This window comes from Colwellia asteriadis, assembly GCF_039523295.1.
Lineage (GTDB): Bacteria > Pseudomonadota > Gammaproteobacteria > Enterobacterales > Alteromonadaceae > Colwellia > Colwellia asteriadis.
On the sequence record NZ_BAAAFA010000007.1, the window covers coordinates 153,776 to 178,700 of the forward strand.

Annotated in this window: 21 protein-coding genes; 6 read left to right on the forward strand and 15 right to left on the reverse strand. The window is 36.4% G+C overall.

Annotated elements, in window-relative coordinates; translation table 11 throughout:
* The first annotated feature begins 196 nt into the window (after positions 1–196).
* From nrdA to yfaE, 3 genes are all read left to right on the forward strand, one after another.
* Positions 197–2,467, forward strand: a complete 2,271-nt coding sequence (nrdA, locus tag ABD005_RS11320) for a class 1a ribonucleoside-diphosphate reductase subunit alpha (protein WP_343817472.1) — start codon at positions 197–199, stop codon at positions 2,465–2,467.
* Positions 2,468–2,557: 90 nt separating this feature from the next.
* Positions 2,558–3,688, forward strand: coding sequence for a class Ia ribonucleoside-diphosphate reductase subunit beta (gene nrdB / locus ABD005_RS11325; RefSeq protein WP_215979186.1), 1,131 nt, complete (start codon positions 2,558–2,560; stop codon positions 3,686–3,688).
* A 21-nt stretch (positions 3,689–3,709) separates the two neighbouring features.
* Positions 3,710–4,012: a class I ribonucleotide reductase maintenance protein YfaE gene (gene yfaE / locus ABD005_RS11330; protein ID WP_252738793.1), complete on the forward strand. Its 303-nt coding sequence runs from the start codon at positions 3,710–3,712 to the stop codon at positions 4,010–4,012.
* Between the two features lie 178 nt (positions 4,013–4,190).
* Here the strand turns inward: yfaE and ABD005_RS11335 are convergent, their stop codons facing one another.
* The 14 genes from ABD005_RS11335 to ABD005_RS11400 all read right to left on the reverse strand — a co-directional run bounded on the left by ABD005_RS11335 (position 4,191) and on the right by ABD005_RS11400 (position 20,063).
* A complete protein-coding gene (locus tag ABD005_RS11335) occupies positions 4,191–5,573 on the reverse strand; it encodes a diguanylate cyclase (protein WP_343817473.1) in 1,383 nt (460 codons plus the stop codon).
* A 168-nt stretch (positions 5,574–5,741) separates the two neighbouring features.
* Positions 5,742–6,902: a response regulator gene (locus tag ABD005_RS11340; RefSeq protein ID WP_343817474.1), complete on the reverse strand. Its 1,161-nt coding sequence runs from the start codon at positions 6,900–6,902 to the stop codon at positions 5,742–5,744.
* Between the two features lie 62 nt (positions 6,903–6,964).
* Positions 6,965–8,725: an ATP-binding SpoIIE family protein phosphatase gene (locus ABD005_RS11345; RefSeq protein WP_343817476.1), complete on the reverse strand. Its 1,761-nt coding sequence runs from the start codon at positions 8,723–8,725 to the stop codon at positions 6,965–6,967.
* Positions 8,726–8,762: 37 nt separating this feature from the next.
* Positions 8,763–9,068 (reverse strand): STAS domain-containing protein, encoded by a 306-nt coding sequence (locus ABD005_RS11350; RefSeq protein ID WP_215979191.1) that lies wholly within the window; start codon positions 9,066–9,068, stop codon positions 8,763–8,765.
* Between the two features lie 22 nt (positions 9,069–9,090).
* Positions 9,091–10,278 (reverse strand): methyl-accepting chemotaxis protein, encoded by a 1,188-nt coding sequence (locus tag ABD005_RS11355; protein ID WP_343817478.1) that lies wholly within the window; start codon positions 10,276–10,278, stop codon positions 9,091–9,093.
* On the reverse strand, positions 10,275–11,438 hold the full coding sequence (locus ABD005_RS11360) for a protein-glutamate methylesterase/protein-glutamine glutaminase (protein ID WP_343817627.1): 1,164 nt from the start codon (positions 11,436–11,438) through the stop codon (positions 10,275–10,277). Before ABD005_RS11360 ends, ABD005_RS11355 begins: the two co-directional genes overlap by 4 nt.
* Before the next feature lie 27 nt (positions 11,439–11,465).
* Positions 11,466–12,125, reverse strand: a complete 660-nt coding sequence (gene cheD, locus ABD005_RS11365; RefSeq protein ID WP_343817480.1) for a chemoreceptor glutamine deamidase CheD — start codon at positions 12,123–12,125, stop codon at positions 11,466–11,468.
* Positions 12,126–12,157: 32 nt separating this feature from the next.
* The gene (locus ABD005_RS11370; RefSeq protein WP_343817482.1) at positions 12,158–13,042 is read right to left on the reverse strand and encodes a CheR family methyltransferase; all 885 of its coding nucleotides are present in this window, start codon (positions 13,040–13,042) and stop codon (positions 12,158–12,160) included.
* 77 nt (positions 13,043–13,119) lie between these two features.
* A complete protein-coding gene (locus tag ABD005_RS11375) occupies positions 13,120–15,903 on the reverse strand; it encodes a methyl-accepting chemotaxis protein (RefSeq protein ID WP_343817484.1) in 2,784 nt (927 codons plus the stop codon).
* Between the two features lie 104 nt (positions 15,904–16,007).
* Entirely contained in the window at positions 16,008–16,550 is a 543-nt protein-coding gene (locus tag ABD005_RS11380) for a chemotaxis protein CheW (protein WP_343817486.1), read from the reverse strand.
* 49 nt (positions 16,551–16,599) lie between these two features.
* The gene (locus tag ABD005_RS11385) at positions 16,600–17,121 is read right to left on the reverse strand and encodes a chemotaxis protein CheW (RefSeq protein ID WP_215979196.1); all 522 of its coding nucleotides are present in this window, start codon (positions 17,119–17,121) and stop codon (positions 16,600–16,602) included.
* Between the two features lie 10 nt (positions 17,122–17,131).
* Entirely contained in the window at positions 17,132–19,330 is a 2,199-nt protein-coding gene (locus tag ABD005_RS11390) for a chemotaxis protein CheA (RefSeq protein ID WP_343817488.1), read from the reverse strand.
* Positions 19,331–19,364: 34 nt separating this feature from the next.
* Positions 19,365–19,727 carry a response regulator gene (locus tag ABD005_RS11395; RefSeq protein ID WP_215979198.1) on the reverse strand — a complete coding sequence of 121 codons (363 nt, stop codon included), beginning with the start codon at positions 19,725–19,727 and terminating at the stop codon, positions 19,365–19,367.
* Between the two features lie 60 nt (positions 19,728–19,787).
* Positions 19,788–20,063, reverse strand: a complete 276-nt coding sequence (locus tag ABD005_RS11400; RefSeq protein ID WP_343817490.1) for an STAS domain-containing protein — start codon at positions 20,061–20,063, stop codon at positions 19,788–19,790.
* Between the two features lie 733 nt (positions 20,064–20,796).
* Here ABD005_RS11400 and ABD005_RS11405 point away from each other — a divergent pair.
* Together ABD005_RS11405 and ABD005_RS11410 are read left to right on the forward strand one after the other, a co-directional pair.
* Positions 20,797–21,099 carry a YciI family protein gene (locus ABD005_RS11405; RefSeq protein WP_215979200.1) on the forward strand — a complete coding sequence of 101 codons (303 nt, stop codon included), beginning with the start codon at positions 20,797–20,799 and terminating at the stop codon, positions 21,097–21,099.
* Between the two features lie 79 nt (positions 21,100–21,178).
* Complete coding sequence (locus ABD005_RS11410) at positions 21,179–21,622, forward strand: lysozyme inhibitor LprI family protein (RefSeq protein ID WP_252738797.1); 444 nt, start codon at positions 21,179–21,181, stop codon at positions 21,620–21,622.
* A gap of 148 nt (positions 21,623–21,770) precedes the next feature.
* Here ABD005_RS11410 and ABD005_RS11415 read toward each other — a convergent pair whose 3' ends face one another.
* Positions 21,771–22,856: an AI-2E family transporter gene (locus tag ABD005_RS11415; protein ID WP_343817492.1), complete on the reverse strand. Its 1,086-nt coding sequence runs from the start codon at positions 22,854–22,856 to the stop codon at positions 21,771–21,773.
* A 327-nt stretch (positions 22,857–23,183) separates the two neighbouring features.
* On the opposite strand from ABD005_RS11415, the gene ABD005_RS11420 reads away from it, so the two are divergent.
* Positions 23,184–24,776, forward strand: a complete 1,593-nt coding sequence (locus tag ABD005_RS11420; protein ID WP_343817494.1) for a cation:proton antiporter domain-containing protein — start codon at positions 23,184–23,186, stop codon at positions 24,774–24,776.
* The last annotated feature ends 149 nt before the right edge of the window (positions 24,777–24,925 follow it).

Below are 24,925 nucleotides of genomic sequence, written 5' to 3' on the forward strand. Positions count from 1 at the left end.
GATATTGTGCATTCTCTGCTCAGCTGTTATTTTGTACTCCTCTTCTCATGCGTGATTTTTCAAGCATGATTTATAAGGACAACGCGTAGGTTTTTTTATTCGGGAGCTGCTAACGATAAGTTGTTCACTTCAACATTCATCTTACTAGCTAAAACAACTTGGCAGATAATAACAATAATCGCTTTACAGGTACTTCATGACAAATAAAATTTTTGTAACCAAACGCAATGGCGAAAAAGAGCCTATTGACCTAGAAAAAATTCACCGTGTTATTGCTTGGGCAGCTGAAGGACTTGAACAAGTTTCAGTATCACAAGTTGAATTAAAATCACACATTCAGTTTTACGACGGTATAAAAACCGAAGATATTCATGAAACTATTATTAAAGCTGCTGCTGATTTAATTTCTGAAGAGTCTCCAGATTACCAATATTTATCTGCCCGATTAGCCGTTTTCCACCTTCGTAAAAAAGCCTACGGTCAGTTTGAGCCGCCAAAGCTTTACGACCATGTGGTGAACTTGGTTGAACTAGGGAAATATGATGCTCACTTACTGAATGATTATAACCAAGCTGACTTTGAAAAAATGGAAGCCTTTTTAGATCATAGTCGTGATCTGACTTTTAGTTATGCTGCCGTAAAACAGCTAGAAGGTAAGTATTTAGTACAAAACCGTGTAAATGGCAAAATATATGAAAGCGCACAGTTTTTATATCTACTGGTTTCTGCTTGTTTATTTGCAAAGTACCCAGCAGAAAAAAGATTAACTTACGTTGAAAACTTTTATCACGCAATATCACAATTTAAAATATCATTACCTACGCCAATTATGGCGGGTGTAAGAACCCCTACTCGTCAATTTTCATCTTGTGTGCTTATTGAATGTGGTGATAGCTTAGATTCAATTAATGCCACATCAAGCGCTATTGTTAAGTATGTTTCTCAACGTGCTGGTATTGGTGTAAACGCAGGTAGAATTCGCGCGTTGGGTAGTTCTATTCGTAATGGTGAAGCTTTCCATACTGGCTGTATTCCATTTTACAAATTATTCCAAACTGCCGTGAAAAGTTGCTCTCAAGGTGGTGTTCGTGGTGGAGCAGCAACGTTATTTTACCCGTTATGGCATTTAGAAGTTGAAAGTTTACTGGTACTTAAAAACAACCGCGGAGTTGAAGAAAACCGTGTTCGCCATTTAGATTATGGTGTTCAGTTTAACAAACTGATGTATCAACGTTTAATTCAAGGCGGCTCGATTACCCTTTTCAGCCCAAGTGATGTACCTGGTTTATATGACGCGTTTTTCGAAGATCAAGATAAGTTTGAAGCATTATATGTTCAATATGAAAATGACGACTCTATTCGTAAAAAGCGTATTAAAGCCATAGAGCTATTCACTCTTTTTGCACAAGAACGTGCAAGTACAGGCCGTATTTATTTACAAAACGTAGATCACTGTAATACGCATAGCCCATTTGAGCCAACTAAAGCCGCTATTCGTCAAAGTAATTTATGTTTAGAAATTGCTCTGCCGACTAAGCCAATGAATGACATTAATGATGCAGAAGGTGAAATCGCCCTATGTACATTGTCAGCCTTTAATTTAGGCGCTATTGACTCTCTTGATGAGCTAGAAGGTTTAGCTGACTTAGCTGTTAGAGCACTTGATTGTTTACTTGACTATCAAGACTACCCTATTGCAGCAGCACAAAGCGCGAGCATGGCACGTAGAACTTTAGGTATAGGTGTTATTAACTACGCCTATTACTTAGCTAAAAATGGTCTTTATTACTCAAATGGTAGTGCCAACAACTTAACTCACCGAACTTTTGAAGCGATTCAATATTACTTACTTAAAGCAAGTAATGAATTAGCTAAAGAGCAAGGTCCTTGCCCTAAGTTTGATGAAACACGTTTATCTCAAGGTATTTTACCTATTGATACTTATAAACGTAGCATTGACACTATTACTGGTGAGCCACTTCATCTTGATTGGGAAACGTTGCGAGAGAGCATTAAAAAATACGGTGTACGTAACTCAACGGTATCAGCATTAATGCCATCAGAAACCTCATCACAAATATCTAATGCTACCAATGGTATTGAGCCACCACGCGGGCTTATTAGCATTAAAGCAAGTAAAGATGGTGTCCTGAAACAAGTTGTTCCTGAATACGAAAAGTTAAAAGATAACTACGAATTACTGTGGAACATTCCGAACAATCAGGGCTACATAGAGCTTATTGGTATTATGCAAAAGTTTGTCGATCAAACTATTTCTGCTAACACTAATTACGATCCTTCAAAATTTGAAGGAGGAAAAGTCCCTGTTAAACAAATACTACAAGACATTTTAACCGCTTATAAATTTGGTGTAAAAACCATGTATTATCATAACACTCGAGACGGTGCGAATGATGACGTAGAAGCTGAAGATGATGACTGTGCTGGCGGCGCTTGTAAGATATAGCAAGCTAATTACTTTATACTAATAAAAATAAGGCCTAACCTAATCGTTAGGCCTTAGTGACTACAACTGTAGTACCGCAAGGAATGAAAAATGACGTATACAACGTTTAATCAAACACCCAATAACGCCCTACTTGAGCCAATGTTTCTTGGTAATAGTGTCAATGTATCTCGCTATGATCAACAACGTTATAGTGCTTTTGAAAAGTTAATAGAGAAACAACTTTCATTTTTTTGGCGTCCAGAAGAAGTTGATGTTTCTAAAGATAGAGCTGATTGGCAGAGCTTAACAGAGTCTGAAAAGCACATTTTCATCTCTAACCTTAAGTATCAAACCTTACTCGACTCTATGGCTGCACGCTCAGTAAATGCGGTATTATTGCCACTAGTTTCGTTACCTGAAATAGAAACTTGGGTTGAAACATGGGCATTTAGTGAAACTATTCACTCTCGCTCTTATACGCACATACTGCGTAACTTATTTACTAACCCGGGTGAAGTTTTTGACGATATTATTGTCAATCCAGCTATTTTAAAGCGTGCAAGTAGTATTGCTAAATACTTTGATGATGTGATCCTCACAACACAATTACTTCAGTCACAAGGTGAAGGTAGTTACGAGGTTGAAGGTAGAACTATTGAAGTAAACACACGTAAGTTAAAAGAGCGTTTATATTTAGCGGTATGTTCTGTGAATGCGCTTGAAGCAATTCGTTTTTACGTAAGTTTTGCTTGCTCGTTTGCTTTCGCAGAAAGAGAGTTACTCGAAGGCAATGCTAAAATAATAAAGCTAATTGCACGCGATGAAGCCTTACATTTAACCGGTACGCAGCATATATTGAACAACTGGCTTTCAGGTAAAGATGACCCTGAAATGCAAGTCATTAGTCAAGAGCTACGTAGTGAAGGTTTGCAAATATTCTTGGATGTGGTTGAACAAGAAAAAGAATGGGCGCAATACTTATTTAAAGATGGCTCAATGATTGGCCTAAATGCAGAAATACTTAATCAATACATTGAGTACATTTCTAATCAGCGCTTAATGGCGATAGGTTTTGAGACTCAATTCAATATAAAAAGTAACCCGTTACCATGGATGAACTCGTACCTGGTCAGTGATAATGTACAAGTTGCTCCTCAAGAGACTGAAATATCAAGTTATTTGGTTGGTCAGGTTGACTCCTCTGTACATGCTGATGACTTTAACAATTTTGATTTGTAATCACTTTTTTCTATGTCAATAATGAGCGAAGCTTCCTCAAAGACTGTAAGTACATCTGCTCCTAATTCACCACTTGAAATATCGGTTCAAGAAAAAAAGGTTTGCTATCAACAAGAGCAAACCTTACTTGAATCACTCGAGCAAGCCAATGTGGAAGTACATTTTCATTGTCGAGATGGCTTTTGTGGAGCATGTCGAGTAAAGCTTAACTCAGGTGAAATATGTTATCCCCAAGGCGAGCCTCTCGCCTTTATTGGTGAAAATGAAATATTGCCTTGTTGTTGTATTCCTATCACGAATATTAGTATTACTATTGATGAGTAACGAATAAGCCTAAGCTCAGGATAATAGGTTCACTTGCAATAGACTCGCTATTGATGCAAAGATCCACCTTGCTAGTACTGAAAATTTCTATCTAGAGGGATACCTGAATTATTATTTTAATATTAGTACGTTATTAAATCTCTTAACCCGAGTTCGGGTTAATAAGTATTCGTTTAACTTAACCTTCTAATACTAAACTCTTTTTAATACTTGTCATTACCTTTGTAAATTCTAATGATAATTCATGGAGTAAAGTAGCTAATATATCATCATTATTATTATTATCGATTGCTGAGTCTAACGCTTTTGCTTTCTCAAATAGCACCATTGCCCCTACCGAACTCGATACACCTTTGAGCGTATGAGCAAGTAACTTTTGCGTATTCTTGTCTTGGTTATCAATAGCACTTTGTAACTTATTCACGTCATCTACATGATCTTGATAAAACATTACCAGTATTTCTTTAAATAGTGCTTCATCTTCGAGCACATTACTTAATCCAACCTGGCTATCTACTCCATCGATGGTGATAGATTCTTGTGACATAATTTCGCCTTCTTCATGAGAGCCTAAGTGATGTTGAGCTAACTCTATCGTGTGGCTTGCATTGATGTTCGCCTCAACTTCATCGCTATTCAGTTTATTAATAACCTTTTCATCTAACTCCGTGAAGTCTATAACTTGGTTTCTGCCATTCTCTTTTGCAGAGTATAAGGCATCGTCAGCTTGTTTTAATAGCGCATCAATTGATAAAATTTTCCCTTGCGCAGCCGTTATGCCTATACTCACGGTAATATTAATTGTTATATCATCAGCAATTATTGTAAGTTTTTCTACAGCTTTGCGTAATCGTTCACACACAAGATGTGCTTTCTCTGTTGTTATATTTGTTAAACAAACAGCAAACTCTTCTCCACCAATACGCCCTAAAATATCATAGTCACGAAAGTGCTTTGTTAAACACTCCACAAAGCTCACTAAGACTTTATCACCCACATCATGCCCATAGTTATCATTAACCCGCTTAAAGTGATCAATATCTAACATAACTATCACTAAAGGCTGTGTAGCTCGGTCGGTAGCACTTAGTGCATTTGTACTTAACTCAAAGAAACTCCCTCGATTATGAATACCTGTCAAAAAGTCTGTTTTAGCTAAATACTCAAGTTGTTCAGTTTTTTCTTTTAGTTTGATAGCTGTTCTTATGCGTGCTAACAGTATTTTAGTGACATAAGGCTTTACAACATAATCAGCAGCGCCTAATTCTAATGCTGCAACGACTTCATCCTCATCGTTTGATGCTGATAGCATAATAATAGAAAGGTTTAGATACTTATCTTGTTGCTTAATTTTTTCAAGTGTTTCTAAACCAGATAAGCCTGGCATATACATATCCAATAGAACTAAATCAACTTCCTCACTTTCTAACATATCGATAGCCGCTTGACCGTTATCACAAGCAATAACTTGATAACCGGCCGCAGCTAAATCAAACTCTAAAATAAGTTGAGTATCTTTAGCATCATCGACAACGAGAATAGTGTGCTCAATATTACTCACGCTAACTTTCCTATTTATCATATTTTATAATTAAAGGTACCATATAAATGCTGCTCTACGAGTAAAAAATCAGTCTTTATTATAAAGTAGATGGACTTTTTTAGCATATAAGTTAATGAACAATATCAATTTGTACAAAAGACGCTCATCTGAGCAGTGCTCAAGTAATCAAAATAATTCATCTTCATCATCTATTTCACTGTCACAAGCCGTTGCCGTTTGTTCAACATTTAATTGCTGTAATTGATCTACACTCACTAATGCTTGGTCAAGTAATGCTGAGACCTCTAAAAAGTTCATATCATCTTGGCTATGCTTTTTTAAAGCGCCGTGCACTAAGTCTGTTAAATAGTCTTCTTGAACTTGTGTCATATCTAAAATATGAAAACTTGTTCCCATTCTTTGAACAATATCGTTCATAACCTCTTGTTGATGGTGTTTAGAAACCCCAACCATTTTTTTAGTTGACTTCACCGCTTGTTTAATTTGTTCTTGTACTTCAATAAGCGAGTTTTTATAAGTAATAAAGGCCATTCTTGCACCAATGCACTCAATAACTGATGCCAACGCATCAATATAAATATCAGTATCAACAGTCCCCTCCTCTAAGTTTAAAATTAACAGCGACACCAACTGGTGGTTGAAGATAGTACGGGAGCCAAATTGGTATAATCGTGGCTTGACCTTTAAAAGCTTCATAACATCTATTTCAACCGGGGAACACAGTGCTTTTTGAGCACTATAAAAGCTAGGTTTTTCGTTTAAAGGGTAAAACGCTATACAGCCATGTAACCCCATATTATGAAAATACGTAAAAACTTCATCGCGAATCTGCTCTAAGGTAAAGCAATGATTCAACTTAGAGGTTAACTGCATACAGCTGCCGTATTTAGAGGCTTGGGCCATTGAAATATGGATAATACTATCTTTTGATTTTATTTCGTCTTCAAAATGATGAATTTTATCTTGGTAATTGACTAGTTTTTCTAATTTCGAGTGCAATGCTAACAATGAAAAAGGCTGCGATAAAAAATCATCCGCACCGCATTCTAAACCTTTTAATATAACCTCTTCTGAAGCACTGTTTGAATATAAAACAAATGACATTAAGAGCATTTTATTTATTTTCGTTCTTGCAATCCAATCGGAGCCATATTGCCCTCCAACATTTTCATTAACAACTGCCACATCAAATTGAATGTTTTCTTTTAATAAATCATCCGCAACGTCAAGACTATTGGCATACTTCACATCGAAACTACTCGATAACCGTTGCGTTAACGTCCTTAAGTACTCGATATCATCATCAATAATTAATACACTGTGCATAGTTATATCCTTATCACTTAATTCCTGTAATTGAGTATAGAACTTTTAAAATAAATCATTGTTTAATCTAATACTTGTTTATTACGCCAAATATAACTTGCTATCACTAAGGTGCCATCTTCTTGATACTCTAAAGTGTCACAAAGCTGATCAACGATATTTATTCCTCGCCCACTTAAGCTCATGCCTGTATTTAATAGTTGGCTATTGGTTTTAATCACCTTTAAAACATTAAAACCCACCCCACTATCTTTAATTTTAATGAGCATTTTTCCCCCTTGAAATAACGGGTAATATTGCAAACTGATTCTTACAAAGTCTTCATGCGCGTTACCTTGCTTATTCTCTTGTAATAAATTTAACCGTTGTGTGCGCTCATTAAAATAAGAACTAAACCCTTCGGGAGAGTTTTTTAATGCTGAGTCTAACTTTAATACACCATGATCCAATGCATTAACGAATAGTTCTGTCAAAATGGTGTATAAACTTTGCCAATGTTCACCAGCCCCCTCTAGATCATTAATCTGATTCATCACAAGTGGGATCGGGTTAGTATTTTTGAGTAGCTTACCTGTAAGGTGTAAATGATAAGACCATGCTAATGGTATCGATAAGCTATTATCGAGTTCACTCAATTCGTCAGATAAATTTGATGATATAACCGTAATATCGTTATTATTTATCCAACTACAACAAGGAATATCGACAAGTGATATATCATCCTCTTGTTCTGTATTTTTACAAAAATCAGCTAATTTTTTTTGTATGTTTTTTGCTATATCGCCTTCTATAACCCCCTCTTTTACAGCCGTTTCAAAACGCTGTGAGCCAAAATATTCCCCTTCTTGGTTACGTGCTTCAATAATGCCATCTGTTAGAAAAACAAGTCGATCATGTGGGTGAATATTAATAATATCCAGCTGAACATCTGACAATATTTCGGGTAATATTCCTAACGGGGGGTGTTTAGAGCTAAATTGATGCTTAATATCAGCTTGTTCATTAAACAAGTATGCATCAGGAAGGCCTGCATTGAGTACATAGGCTGATTTTTCATGCTCTGAGATACACGCAAAACCTGCAGCAAAAAAAAGGTCGCCAGGCAGTAAGGTATATAACTGGCTATTGATTTGCATAATAATATCTGAAATTGAAAATCCTTTTTTAGTCATCACTCTAAAGGTTTCTGTGATTGGAATTGCGCCGATAGATGAACGTAAACCATGTCCGGTAAAGTCACCTAGTAATACATGAATATTGCCATTAGGAGATAAAGCACTTAATTGTATGTCACCACTAAATAGTGCTGCGGGCTTTTTGATAACTCCTATTCTATCGAGACCATAATTTCTAGATTCAATGACTTCTGACATCATTTTTTCTGCGAGTTCAGCATCATTTTTTTGTTCATGCTGTAAACTTTTTACTTGTTCAACTAAGTCACTAATACGTTGCAGCGCCTTTATTTTGGCTTTAAATACTGCCGACGAAAAGGGTCGAACTAAAATACTATCACCACCTGCCTCAACACAATTAATAAAGCTTTCATCACTACCCATACTAGTAATAAACATTAAAGGAGCCAAATTACCGACCCCCGACATTGCTTTTATGCGCCGAGTTGCTTCATAACCATTCATTATTGGCATATTAACATCCATTAACACCAAATCAGGTTGATGCGTGATAAACATCTCTACACCTGTTGCACCATCATTTGCAACAATAACACGATAGTTATCTTCTTCTAGTAAAGCTGATAACACTTTACACTGGACTTTTGAATCATCAACAATTAACACAAGGTTTTTACTGCTTGGCATAAACACTTTCCTCTATATTTTCGTGTTTTATATACTGCTATGTGATTGTCATTAGTCGATGAAACTGTGCTATTTCTAAAATTTTATTAACCGTATCATTAGGCTTATCAATAATTAGTGTACCTGTATGTAATTGCACATGATCTTTTAATAGCAAGATCATGCCAAGTGCCGAACTATCCATATAATCTGTTTTACTTAAATCTAATATATAGGTTAAGTCTGGTGTAACATTATCGTGATATGCCGCCCTAAATTGTTGATGTAACGAAAAATCAAAACGTTCTTCGATTGAAATTGTTAGCTGCTTGCCATCTTCTGAAATTTTACTATAAACTGTCATATATATTCCTTATTACATGCTTTTAAAAAAGATCAACGTCCCCTTCATCCATACATAACTGCTTTACGCTACGACTATCTTCTGCCTCTTTTGTCTCCTGATACACTTGCTGACATTTTTCTTTTAGCTTCATTAATTGCAATTGAATATCGTTATTAGAATCACGATTAAACCCCTCAAGTACATCACTAATAGAATGAATGCTTGATACATTCATTTGTAATGATTCTAATGACTGGCGTGTTAAGTCTTCAAATTGTAAAGAACGAATACCTAAACCAACGGCCTCGACAATTTGAGGTGAAATAGCACTAAGCTCATCAACTCGCTCATTTGTTTTTTTATTAGCGGTTTCAACATGTTCCATCATGACACTCATTTTATCTTTTGCTTCAAGCGTGGGTGTCATATCTGCAGATGCCATTACTTCAACAGACATTCGCAGTTTTTCAATAATATCTTTAGCTTCATTAATTTTATTTCGAATATCCTCATTAAGCTCTGTAGAGCCGACGGACAGTGCACGTACCTCATTTGCTACCACAGCAAAACCGCGTCCTGCATCACCAGCCCGTGCTGCTTCTATGGCTGCATTTAAGGCTAAAAGATTTGTTTGACTTGCTATACCCTCGACTTGGGCTAACAATTGAAAGATACCGTCGAATTGTTGAATCATATCATCAGTATAATTCATCGTTTTAAGGCTTTGCTTACTCGTATTAATAATAGTATTTACGAAATCTTCTAGCGTATTATTTGAATCAGAAGCAAATTTTTCTAAATTAATACCATTATCGTTATCTTTATTCGTTGAGTAGGATAACAACACCTTAATCATCTGTTGTTGTTCTTCGTTTAGCGTTTGTAACGATTTAAAGCTATTAGAAATCCCTACCACTGCATCATTAACAAGGGTATTCGTTCTTAAGAGTTCATTTTCAATAATGTTAACTTCTTGGTGGAGAAACTGCTGTAACTCAAAAATAACATTATGAATAAGTTTATTTTCTACCGCTGAGTGTTTTGACTCATTTGAGGGGCTAGTTAATGCAATGGCAGTATATTCTTTGTAAGTTAAAAAAATAAGTAACGATAGAAGTGCGAACAAAAGTGAATAAAAAAAACTAGCGCTACTTAAAAAGACATGGTTAGCTAATATCATGGCTGAAATAGAAATCGCGATAGGTAACAGTAACTTGTTTTCTCTCATACCTCTTTCTCCATTATATATTTGGCTAATGTCTGTTGCATAGCTAACTGACTCAAGCTTGCATAGCTGAGAATTTCGTGGGCTATGTTTAATAAGGGAGCCTGCTGACTATGCGCTGATATTGCATAAGCTTTGCCTGGCATCCCCCAAATTAAACTACTTGCCTTATCTTGTATTATGGTACGGGCACCCAATTTTTTTAAATGTAACATGCCTTGAGCGCCATCTTGCCCCATCCCCGTTAAAAGAATAGCCTGAGTATTTTTAGCATTCCCTTCAAGAGAGTTAAATAAAACATCTACAGCAGGTTTATGCCTATTCACCTCAGGGGTGTCTGTTAAAGTACAGAATAATGCATCACCTTTAGTGACTACTTCTAAGTGCCTATCACCTGGGGCAATATACACATGCCCCTGTTTAATTTTTTGCCCATGCATTGCCTCATGTACTTCAACTTGGCAACAGCGATTAAGACGTTCAGCAAAACGTAAACTGAATGTTTTAGGGATATGAAGGGCAATAACAACCGCAGGGGCGTTTTTAGGTAACGTTATAAGTATTTTCTTTATCGCATCGGTCCCTCCCGTAGAGGCGCCAATAGCAACAATATGTTTTGACTCTTTGACACCTGAAAAAGGTAAAATAGGAGATGACATACTTTGCTCTTGAAAGTTGCCAGTTGAAGAGCTCTCACGATGAATATCACTACTTTGCATATCTGCGCTATTATGGATAGCATCAGATAGTTTGAAATTTTTTTGATCAATTTGCGCTGCTTGGATTATCTTATTAATCAATACTTCGCCAAAGCTTGACCGGATTGCTATCAATTCTTCAACACTAGGCTTTGCAATAAAATCTATTGCCCCTAATTCAAGAGCTTGTAAGGTTATATCGGCTCCTTTAGTGGTTAATGTTGATAACATTATCACCGGCATAGGTCGTAAACGCATCAAGTTAGTCAAGAAGGTGATCCCATCCATTTTGGGCATTTCTACATCTAGGGTTAATACATCTGGATTAAGCTTCTTAATAAGATCTCTAGCCACAAAAGGGTTTTCAGCCTCGCCAACGACTTTTATTTGCGAACAATCAGCTAATGAAGCTTTTATAATTTGTCTAATAACTGATGAATCATCGATAATTAACACTTTTATCATTTCCATATGACCATTCTCCAGCTTCATTTAAAATAACTCAACATCACCACTAACATCATCATGGTCAATTTGACTGCTATAATCGTTTTCACGCTGAATAATAGTATCGTTGTGCAGCGTATTTAGTCTCTTTACAAAAGCCCGCCCACTATAAGGTTCAAATACCACTTTACGAGGGTAAATATCACCTACATCAACCCCGTCAATATCTATGCCTTCTTGTTCAAGGTATTCATAAGCAAAGTTAATATTTTTTTGACCCACGTCTGATAATTGGTTGATGACTTTAGCGCCACCAAAAACCTTAGCTCTAAGGTTAACTTTTCTACCGCCAGCTTTTAAAATCGTATTAATTAAATGCTCCATTGCAAAATTACCATAACGGGTGGCATCAGCGTTTTTATCTCTCTGCCCCCAGTTTACTTCATGTGCTTCTTTATTAGTTAGCGGCAGCATAAAGTGGTTCATTCCACCAATATGCGCTCTATCATCCCATATACAGGCAGAAATGCATGAGCCTAACGTAGTTGCTATAGCGACATTGTCAGAGGTCATATAGAATTCACCAGGTAATATTTTAGCGACCACCCGAGATCTTTCTTTATCCCAGTAATGATTTATTTGGGAGAACTCAGGTAAACACTGCGCTATGCATTGGCTAACTTCGGGGTAATCACAACGCCGCATTTATGCCTCCTTAATTTAACCATGAGTAAAACTCACAGTGACTTTCTAAAAATAGTTCTACCGACATTCTCAAAATATTGTTGATAGTTTCCTAGGTTTTCACTGTGGCCTAAAAAGAAAACGCCTCCTGGGGCTAACATTTCGTAATAACGAGAAAATAGTTCTAGCTGTGTTTTTTTGTCAAAATAAATAATGACATTTCGACAAAATATAGCATCAAACGGCCCCTTCATTGGCCAGTCATCCAATAAATTAAGCTGTTTAAAGGTTATTAAGTTCTTTAAGCTTTCATGCACTTTTACACTGTTTTTACTCTGACCGCAGCCTTGATAAAAATACTTTTTTTTCAGGTTTTCATCGATATCTTCTATACGCTTAATGTCATATATTCCCTGCTTTCCTGTAGCTACGACATTACTATCAATATCTGTTGCAAGTATCTTTACATCCCATTGTGATAGTTGAGGTTTCATTGCCTCCATTAATGTCATGGCGATACTGTAAGGCTCCTCACCCGTAGAGCTCGCTGATGACCATATTCTTAAGCGTTTTTTCCCATTCGCTTGTGCAACTTTATTACTAAGCCACAAGGGTAGCTCGTGTTCAGTAATAAAATCAAAATGATGCTTTTCTCGAAAAAAACTCGTTAAATTTGTCGTTATCGCATTAATAAAGTAGTCTTTCTCTTGAGCTGGGCTATCTTTTAAGCGTTGACAGTAATCGGTGAAGCTATTTATTTTTCTCTCTCTAATAATACGAGTAAGGCGACGATACAGCATTTCTCGTTTACTCTCGTTGAGTACAATACCTGTTGATTGATAAACAAACTGACAAATAAACGCAAAATCTTTGTCTGATAATTGGCACGCCATATTGCGGTTAACATTACTTGTATTATCAGCTTGTCGATCGTTCATACATTGCTCTCAATGTAGTTATAATTTCGCCTTGCTCGTTGCAAGGCATCTAATTTACTGTTGAGACAAAAGAAATGTTAAAACTCTTCCCATTCTTGATCATTCACTGTTTTAGCTCGATTGCGCTCAACTTTATTGACACGATTACCTCTTGATACAGGTCTTTGGTTACTGCTAGGTGCGGGTCTATTATTTCTTATAATTCGAGGTGTTGGTTCAACGTCTTCTTCTTGATTACCATTATTAAAGAATGCGACTTGCTCCAGCAGCGCCTGAGATTGTTCTTCCATTGACTTACTCGATGCTGCAGCTTCTTCAACTAAGGCAGCATTTTGTTGTGTCATTTCATCCATTTGACTTACTGCTGCACTTACTTCCCCTATTCCCGCTGATTGTTCTTTACCTGCACTATCAATATCACTGATCATTTTACTGACTTCTTCTATTGAGGAAACTAACTCTGTAAAGGTTTGCCCCGTCTCATCAACCAACTTAGTTCCTTGTCCAACAGCTTCAACACTGTCATTAATTAACCCTTTAATTTCTTTGGCTGCGCCAGCAGAACGTTGCGCTAAGTTTCTCACCTCTGCGGCTACAACGGCAAAGCCGCGACCTTGCTCACCAGCTCTTGCCGCTTCTACGGCAGCATTTAACGCTAATAGGTTTGTTTGAAATGCTATCTCATCAATAACACTAATAATATCGGCTATTTTTTTACTCGATTTATTAATATCACTCATTGCAGTAATGGCGTTACGAACGACTTCTCCACCATTACTGGCTTTATCCATTACGGAGTTAGCTAACTTACTTGCTTCAGTTGAGTTCTCTGCATTTTGTTGTACGGTACTGGTTAACTCCTCCATAGCAGATGCTGTTTCTTCTAAACTTGATGCTTGTGACTCTGTTCTGTGACTAAGTTCATTATTGCCTTCTGCTATCTCTCTTGCAGAATCAAAGACATTCGTTGATGCACTGCGTATTTCCTCAACCATGTTACTTAAATTATCGATAGAGCCATTCATCGCATTGGCTAGGGCTAAAAATTCACCACCATAATTATTACTCATTGTTTGCGTTAGATCACCATCTGCTAGCGATTGCGCAATGTTAATAGCATCATTAATAGGCTCAACAATAGCATCCATTAGGTTGTTGATATTACTACCTAGTACTTTCATAAAACCTTGATATTCTTGTGTATCTATACGGCTATCTAACTTACCGGAAATTGCATCATTAATAAGACTGTCTATTTGATTTTGCGCATCCTTTTCCTCTGTTAAATCAACCCACTGAACAGCAGTACCAACATGATTTTCTTCTTCATCACGTAACGCCATTGCAATTAATTGAAACGATAGACCCGCTACTGATATTTCAGCGGTATAAGGTAAATTAGCGGGATTGCCTAATAAGTTCTGTTGATGGGATGGGTTTTGATGAAACGAGTCAAAATTAGTACCAATCATAGTATCTATATTAAATGATGGTAATACTGTTTTAAGTTGTGCTTCACGACGGCGCAGCATAGTAATAACTGCAGGGTTGGCATAAACAATATTTCCATCACAATCAGCCATCATTAAGTTAGTGGTCATACCCTCAACTGCGGAAGTTAAACGTCCCACTTCAATTGATTTTTCTCTTGCCGTAGTAACATCTTGCCATTCCAGTGAGTTGCCTATGTATTCACCGTTAGCATCCATAATTGCGGTAACATTAAGTTCAAAAGTAAGGTGTTTAATCTGAATATCAGTTTTGTAAGGTAAGTTACTAGGGTCTTCAAGTAACTTACGTTGGCGGGCGGGATTTTTATGAAAACTATCTATATTGGTTCCAATAATAATATCAGGATCTGCTTTAAATCCGGGCCAGTTATCCGCAAAAACACTTTCATGCTGTTTTAATAATGCTAAGGTTGCTTCATTAGCATAGGTAATAGTAAAGTCTCTATCGATCATAATGTTCGCCGTAGCGGATTGATCAATAGCACCTTGCAATTGTGCCGCTTTATTTTCTTGAACTCTCGCTTCGGTAACATCTTGCCATTCAAGTGCATTACCTATGTACTCACCTGCTGAGTCACGAATAGCACTGACATTAAGCTCAAAAGTTAAGTGTTTAATTTTAATATCAGTTTTATAAGGTAGGTTGTCTGGATCATCTAATAGCTTGCGTTGATGGCTTGGTTTTTTATGAAAACTATCTATATTGGTACCAATAATAACCTCAGGATCCGCGACAAAACCAGGCCAATTTTCAGCAAAAGTACTTTCATGCTTTTTAAGTAAATTAAGCGTAGCAAGATTGGCATAAGTGACAACAAAGTCTCTATCAATCATCATAAAGGCTGTCGCTGATTGATCTAATGCACCTTGCATTTGTATCGATAAGTCACTTTTTTCAGTAGCCATATTCATAGTAACCCCTTTTACGCTATTACTTACTTTTGTTTTTTCTGCCGCTTCTACCATAGTAGAAGACAACAGGTTATAAACTTCTGACCATGCTTTTTTAACTGATGGTGTAAACTCATTCCCTAGCCCTTCAGCTAGGGTTTTTAATAAAGCTGCACCTACGGTGTCGTAATGCTCACGTTTAGTACCATAATTAAGGTGTCTTACACCAAGTTTTTGTACTGTTGGAATGAGTTTTTCTGGGTTATTAAGTAACTTAACTGCGCTGTCGAGCATGGTAATGAGTTTTTTCCCTTGCTCTGTTATATCGTCTGGAAATAGCGCTTTTAATGACGGATCCATTTTAAATAGTGTATTGTAGAATATATCTGCTGCCTGCTCCGAAATGGGTAATACTTTTTGCCAACTTTGCTGTATTAAATTGATTTGCTTGGGTGTCATAAGCTACGTTCCTCGGGGCTATGATGTAATCATTAAGGTGTAGATACTTCTCCACTCTACACTGTGCTCTCTTTATTAAATTAGTCTTGTTTACTTAGTGATCGTTATACTTTTATTATTTGCTTATCGGTACAGTCATTACTATCAAGCGGTAATGTAACCTCTTCTAGACTTTCTGGCTTTTGATGTTCTATGCAGTATAAATCGTCTTCATTGAGTAGCGTTTCACTATCGAGTAAAATAATTAGTTTATCGTCGACTGCCGCTAGCCCTTTTAAGAAACAACGATCAATGTTATTACCAAAGTCGGGTGCATTACGGATTGTTGAATTAGAAAATTTATATACTTCTGAAACAGCATCAACCACAATACCAACAACACTTGTTTTTTGATGACTGTGTTGTCTAAGGATAATAGTGACAGTTTGTTCGTTGTAATCTAACGGAGGTTGCCCAAAGCGTAATCTCAAATCAAGAATGGGGATGATTACGCCACGTAAATTAATGACACCTTTAATATAATCTGGCTTATTAGGAAGTTGTGTTACTGAGCTCCATACTCTGATTTCTTGAACACACAGAATATCAACTCCATACTCTTCACCTTGAAGCATAAAAGTTAAATACTCTTGCTCTTGATCAACCATGGTCAGTCCTATTCAATGCGTTAAATAAAAAGTTTAATATCCATGAGTACTACGAAGCATGTCGCTCTATTTGTTGTAATTGCGCAACATTTAATAACGTAACAATATTAGTATCGTTATTAATTAACCCTTCAATAAATTGTTGTGCGACACTACCACCAAAGGCAGGTGCGGGTTTAATCTCTTGTTCTTCTACATTAAGCACATCGGAAACTGCATCAACAACAAACCCTATGGTGCGTGATTTATCTTCCGACTGATATGTTAGTACGATTACTACTGTTGTATCTAAATACACTGCTTCACCAACATGAAACTTAATACGTAAGTCAACAATAGGAACAATAACGCCACGCATGTTAATAACACCTTTAATGCATAAAGGGGCATTAGGAATGATTGTTGGCTTTTCCCAGCTACGAATTTCTTCTACACATAAAATATCAACTGCATATTGTTCGTCTGCTAGTAAAAAAGTTAGGTATTGATCACCGCTAATAATAAAATCAATTCCTTCAAGGCTATGTTCTCCTTCAGGAGGAATTTCTTGAGCCATTGCTTGAATATTCACAGTAACGCTCCTATGCAACGCTATAACTAGAAAGGGTTTGTGTTTGTTGCGCACGCTCCAGTGCCATATGGATAATACCTGAGATATCTAATATCATTGCCACAGAGCCATCGCCTAAAATAGTAGCGCCAGACACACCATCAACTTGCTGGTAATTATCTTTTAAACTTTTAATAACCACTTGCTGTTGTGCTAATAAATCATCAACTAGCAAGCCTACTTTTTGCCCATCAGCTTCCACCACCACAAGTAACGCGTTATGCAAATCTTTTTTCTCTGCTTTTAGGTTAAATATTTGATATAAAGGAATTATTGGAACATTATCTTCTCTTAGTCGATAAAGAACCATGTCGCCTGAAACCCTATTGATAAGTTTGTCATCGATCTGTAAAGATTCAACAATGGCAATGAGAGGAATAATATAAACCTCGGTACCAACCCTCACTAGCTGCCCATCTAGAATGGCTAAAGTTAGCGGTAAATTAACTTTAAATGTACTTCCTTTTCCAATCACAGAGTCAACTTGAATACGACCGCCAAGTGCTTGAATATTGCGCTTAACAACATCCATACCTACTCCGCGACCAGAAATATCGGTAATAGCTGCCGCTGTTGAAAAGCCGGGCTCAAAGAGCAAGTCATAAGTTTGTGCGTCAGTTAACGTAACTGAGCTATCAATTAACCCTTTTTCAACGGCTTTTTTGAAAATAACTTCAGGATTAATGCCCGCGCCATCATCGCTTATCTCAATAACAATATTTCCACCTTGATGATAAGCATCTAAACTAATGACTCCTTTGACTGCCTTTCCGTTTTCAAGTCTGACTTCTTGAGATTCAATACCATGATCAGCAGCGTTGCGTACTAAGTGAGTTAACGGATCGCCTATTTGCTCCATGACCGTTTTGTCTAGCTCCGTTTGCTCTCCCTTGATTACTAACTCGATTTCTTTGCCTGTTTTAATCGCTAAATCATGAACTAAACGAGGAAAACGATTAAAAGCAAAGCTGATAGGTAACATACGAATACGCATTACGCTTTCTTGTAGCTCTTTCGTATTTTGTAGTAGTTGTTCTAAGCCATTAGTAAGGCGCTCAACTTTACTGATATCAAAATCATTACCCAACTCAGAAAGCATTGATTGCGTAATAACAAGCTCACCAACGAGGTTGATTAAGCTATCAACTTTATCAACGCCTACACGTATAGACCCAGCATCTGCTTTACTCTTAGGTTTGCTCGTCATGGCTTCTTTTTCTATAGTGCTATTATTTACCGCAGGTACTTCTATTTGGTTTTCACTGGCGAGGGATAACGTAGTTTCAGAAGATACTTCTACTATTTTTTCTGCTGGGCTCTCGTTATTAGATAAACTAACTTCAGGGTTATTGTCTAATATTAGGTCTTGATGGCTTTCAGTATTAATTTGCGCTTCTTCGATCAATGTAATGTCTAAAACACATTCATCTTCCACCCACTCAAATATTTCAGCAATATCTGCAATACTAGCGGTAGAGTTAAGCAAAATATTCCAATGAAGATAAAGCTCTTGTGCATCAATATCGGTTAAGGCTGGTAATTCAGCCGTAGATGCAAAAATGGTTAACTCACCTAACTCTGCAAGGGCACTAAATAAAAATAGTGGGTCGTTACCTGTTTTAGCTAAGCTTAATTCAGGGATAAAGTTAATATTATATTGGTTCTTCACAGGAGCTTCACTCAAAGCACCTTCATCTTTAGGAGCATCACTTATGGTTGAGTCAACTCCAGGTGAATGGTTGTTTACTGACTCATCATTTCTTAAGGTAGCATTTGAGGTACTTGGATGATTTGCCAGAGTTTCACTTAACCGAGTTGATGTTTTAGCTACTTTTTCTTTATCATAGCTTTGCTCATCTCGAGCAGCTTCAATTAACAAGCGTATACAATCTACTGACTCTAAGAGTATTTCGATATCGCTTGAACTAACTTCTCGGCGTCCGTCTCGCATTTCATCAAGTAAGGTTTCAACTAAATGAGTAAACTCGGTAACATTATTAAAACCAAAAGTACCTGCTCCGCCTTTAATTGAGTGTGCGGCTCTAAAAATAGAGTGAATGGTTTCATTATCACCTGGGTGAAGGTTTAACAAACCTGCTTCCATTAACGCTAACCCCTCAAAGCTTTCTTCTAAAAAGCTAGGGATAAATTGTGATAAATCAACGCTCATAACAAATTCCTCATCAGGTGCTTGCTCAGTTTATTTATCTAACGACACGTTTAATGGTCGCTAATAACTTTTCCGGATTAAATGGTTTTACCAACCAACCGGTAGCACCTGCAGATTTACCACGCATTTTCATATCGGTAGAGCTTTCCGTTGTAAGCATTAATATTGGTGTAAATTGAAAGTTAGGCAGCTTGCGTAATTCTCCGCAAAGAGATATACCGTCCATATTAGGCATATTGACATCTGAAATAACCAAATCAAAACGTCCTGTTTGAGCCTTAGTTAAGCCATCTCGGCCATCTTTAGCTTCTACAGTTTGGTACCCTGCGCTTTTTAAGGTAAAACTTACCATATCTCTAATTGAATTAGAGTCGTCGACAACTAAAACTGTAGTCATTTAGTCTTCCTCATTATTATTACTATAAATAAACATCATGCTAACTTTTAATGTTGCTATTTAATCCATTATGTATTGCAATAAAATAGCATCACTAATACCTAACTGTTTGATACTGTCGCGTAATATAGGTGATTTAGATTGCCAAATAATTTCTTTACCTTGAGCAATAATGTAAGTGACCACAGCTAAGATAAATTGCACTCCTATGGTATCAATACGCGTAAGATCACTATCATCAATAGTAATAGCGCTTTCTTTTTCAATTATGGGCAATATTTGAGCTTGATACTCATTGACTTGAGCAATCGTTAAATCACTAGGGAGTTTTATCATTTGCAGGGTATATCCATATATTTGTTATTTTATCTATTAGTTTTAAGCATATGACAGATTTTTTTGAATGCAAGTTGTCCGGATTTAAAAGTTTTAAATTAAATAACCCCCTCTACTTTTTATTAGCTATAAAGTTAAAAACTATACTCTTGGTTATTAAGACGTCATTCGTTAAAATTAGCGAAAAAACACTGTAACCATGACATTATATGCACTTATTTTTTTGAGTGTTTCCACTGATGATATTTACTGGGTAACAGCCTTTCTTATTGGCGTAAAGGCCCTGAAAATGATTTATTATCGTGTAAAGAAAAGAGCAAATACCTACTCAACGTTAGATTGTATTTAGCTTGGTCGTTTTTTGGCTGTTTAACCATTTATTTACAAGACGATACTTTGATTGAACCGAGGATAATTATTGTTAATTTATTTTTCTCTAGCGTAAATTATCAGTAACTTTATTTTCAAGCGTAATATCATTAAACTATTACCCAATGAATCTATGAGGTTATCTGACTATATTTGGAACAAATTTACTGAGTCAGGTCTACTTTTTGCCGATTTAACCCTTTATATTGCTTATAGCTATAATTTAGAGGCTAGGATTAACCGCTATGATATTTAGATCTGCCATAGTTTCAATACTATTTATTGAATAAATATATGTCAGAAGAATCACCAGAAATAGCCAGAACGCTTTAACAAAGAACAATAATTCCCTTTAGGAGCCACCATGTTTTATTTAATATATAGTGAAGACGTTAAAAACTCACTGCCATTACGATTATCAGTAAGAGAACAGCATTTAGCGAGGTTAAGTGCGCTACAATCTCAAGGTAAATTGTTAATAGCTGGCCCATGCCCTGCTATTGATAGTGAAGATCCAGGCAGCGCAGGGTTTACAGGATCATTAATTGTTGCAGAGTTTGACAATCTACAAGCTGCACAAATATGGGCAGATGAAGATCCTTATATTGCAGCTGGGGTATATGAAAAAGTTACCGTAAAACCTTATAAGAAAGTATTACCTGCTTAAGTATTCGGTAGTACTTTCCATACGAGCACCTATCTAGGTTACGTCGTTTTTATTCTTATTAATTTTAGGTAAAATAACCATGTTTTTTAATAACGCTACTATGAAAGCATTAACCACAAGTAGTTTGCTGTTAAGCCTATTAGCAAGTCCGTTGATTTATGCCGCCAGCCCTGTAGAAGAGTGCCGTAACAACCTCAAAGAAAACGCTACAACAAAAGCAATATCACAGTGTTTAGATAAAGCCACTCACGTTATTGATAAAGAGATGCAAACATGGCTAAATTTGCATCAATTTAACTTAGAAGAGCAAGCGTTAGTTCAAGGTAGAAACTCTGCGCTAAACATGTTTAAACGCTCGCAAAATAACTTTACCACCTATCGAGAAAACAATTGTCGTTGGCAGTATTTAGCTATTTCACCGGATATCAGCGCTGGGTTAGCATATAAAGAATGTTATATTTTGCTCAGTCAGCAACGTATTAACGAATTATCGCGCCTTGCCGACTCAACAACCGTACAATAAAGTATTAATTAACGTAATAGCCTCGTCAACTAAATACTGTAAAGTCCGAATGTTCTGAACAACGCAATATAAAGCTTTTCGCTACTGCGTTGTTCACTCAAAGTAGCTAAAAATCAAGCTCTATGTGAACATTTAGCATCACACTATCTTAACTACTCTCAGAGCCAATAAGTAATGCTTCTGCTTGTTTAGCCTTTTCATCAACTTCTTGCTCATCACTTAATAATACCGCTAACCAACGCCCTTCAGGTGAGTTTTCTAACCCTATTTTTAAGATCATAGTCAATGGTACGCTCAATAACATCCCTACAGTTCCTAGCAACCAGCCCCAGAATATTAACGAAAGAAAAACCACTAATGTTGATAAACCTAACCCTTTACCTAAATAACGTGGCTCTATAATATTGCCCATCACCATATTTATCATAATGTAGCCAAGGCCAATTAAACCAGCTTCAGGAATACCAAGTTGTAATATAGCTAATGTTACCGGGGGTACCGCCGCAATGATTGAGCCAATATTAGGTATGTAGTTTAATAAAAAAGCTAGCACCCCCCAAAGCAAGAAGAAATCTAAACCAAACGCCCATAACATTGAGGAAACGATACAACCCGTAGCAATACTTACTAAGGTTTTTATCGCAATATAATTATTCACTGAAGATAAAAAACGCTCTATTTGCTTTAAACGCATTTGTGGGTCATCTAACGCAAAATGAATTTTATTAGGAAACGATGAGGCCTCAAACAACATAAACACCACCGTTAAAATAATGAGAAATAAATTAGCCATAACTGAGCCAAAACCACTCAACATATCTGCTGCTAACCCCATTGCTGCAGCGGGATCAAAATACTCCGTAAAAATATCAATAGATAGATGAATATCATAACGGCTAAAAAACTCGGTTAGCCAAACAAACTGCTGTTTTAGCTGCTCTCGATAATGTGGAATATGCTGCGACAACTCATTCAATGATTGTCCGACAAGCCCCGTGAGTGATAGTGCTAACACAACAAAAATAGCAATAACGGTAATGACTGAAATCGCCTTAGGGATATTATAGTCACTTGCTTTTTTAATCAGGGGATTGCAAATAATGGCAATAAAAATTGATAAAAGAAAAGGAACTAAAATATTCGCGGCGGTTTTAATCCCCGCAAAAATAATAAAAATAGCAGCGACGGTAACAAAGCCTTTTACCAGCGAATTGTTATTTGAGAGTAAAACCATGAGGTTATTTTCCTTAAAATACTATACTGTCAATATACATGAAAAACAGATAGTTAACTATATCGATTATTTACTTAAAATAATAATAATCCCACTAAGTTCACTATGGTGACAGGTATCGCTATCACCTTGTTGTTATTCATTTTTAATTACCCTAAAAGCACTTTTTTAAGGTACAATTCATTCATTACAAGTAATTATTTATGAGTTGAAAATCATTTAATTTATATAATGTAATAACATCATAGTGACTTGTTAAACGGCTACTATATCTATCATGCTTTAACGCATCTTTTCACTAACTCTATTTGAGGATATACAGGTTTTATGGATTTTATTTGGATCTCTTTTGCTTTCATTTGCGGTTTAATTGCCAAAGGCACCTCATTACCTCCATCAATAGGTTATCTTGCTGCTGGCTTTGCACTAAACATGATGGGCTACCAATCTGATGACAGCCTAACCTTACTCAGTGACTTAGGTATTACCTTAATGCTGTTTACTATTGGTTTAAAGCTTGATGTTAAAAACCTATTTAAAACTGAAGTATGGTTAGGCAGCTCATTACACACGCTTACGTGGATCATCGCTTGTATTAGTATTTTTAAACTCTTTGCATTATTTTCAATTAGTTACTTTAGTGAATTAGACATTATTACTGCGATCTTAATCGCCTTTGCCCTAAGCTTTAGTAGTACAGTATGCGTTATTAAGTTATTAGAAGAAAATGGCGAAATGCGTACTCGCCATGGCAAGCTAGCCGTTAGTATTCTTGTTATACAAGACATTGTTGCTGTTGCATTTTTAGTAGTAGCTACAGGTAAAACCCCTTCTATATGGGCATTTTCACTACTTGGCTTATTTTTAATTAAGCCGCTCATTAATAGAATGATTAACTATGTCGGTCATGGTGAATTAATTCCATTAGCTGGTTTTTTCATTGCGCTAGGCAGCTATGAGTTATTTGAGTTGGTTAATATTAAAGGCGACTTAGGTGCGCTCATTATCGGCATGTTTCTCGCCTCTCATCAAAAAGCCACTGAAATTAACAAAGCATTAATGAGTTTTAAAGATTTATTTTTAATTGGTTTCTTCCTATCTATTGGTTTCACTGCGGTACCAACACTTGAAATGCTAGGCTTAGCCAGTATGCTAATGCTATTAATTCCAATAAAATTTACCTTGTTTTATGGCATTTTTACATTATTAAAAATGCGATGCAGAAGTGCATTTTTAAGTGCGCTATCATTAAGTAACTTTAGTGAGTTTGGCTTAATTGTTGGTGCACTAAGTGTTAGCGCTGGCTGGTTAAGTAATGATTGGTTAGTTATATTAGCACTAGCTGTATCATTGTCATTTATTCTTACAACCGTTATTTACAGCTTCTCACACGTAATATTTTCAAAGTACCGTCCTTTGCTTGCTCAGTTTGAAAGAGACACTAAACTTGAAGAAGATATTTTCACTCAACCTTGTAAAAGGCCCATCGTAATTATAGGCATGGGTCGAGTCGGCATGGGGGCTTATCGCGCTATTAATAACCATAGCGAAAGCCACGCTTGGGGTCTAGATGCCGACAAAGAAAAAATCACTTGGTTGAATGAGCAAAACATAGAAGCTTATTATGGCGATGCTGAAGATATACATTTTTGGGAGAGTATCGACTTATCACAAATTGAATTAGTATTGTTAGCATTACCTGCCGTACAAGATGCAATGAACATCACCACCCAACTCAAAGGGGCTAAGTACCAAGGAAAAATTGCAGCGGTTGCGCGTTATGAAGATGAGCGTATTGAACTACAAGAGTACGGTATTGATAAAGTATTCAATTTTTACACTGAAGCTGGTGTTGGTTTTGCCGAAGAAAGCTTAGCTTTATTAGATAGTTTATCTTTGTTAACTACCACGAAAGATTAACGAGAACACCTTGTGAATATCTTGTACATAAGCCATTTATATATTCATACAAGCTTGTGTACAAGATTCTATTTTCATTACCCCCTCAGATAATCCAATAAATATTTTAAAATAAAATCAACACGTTAAACACTAGGGTATTTATTGTA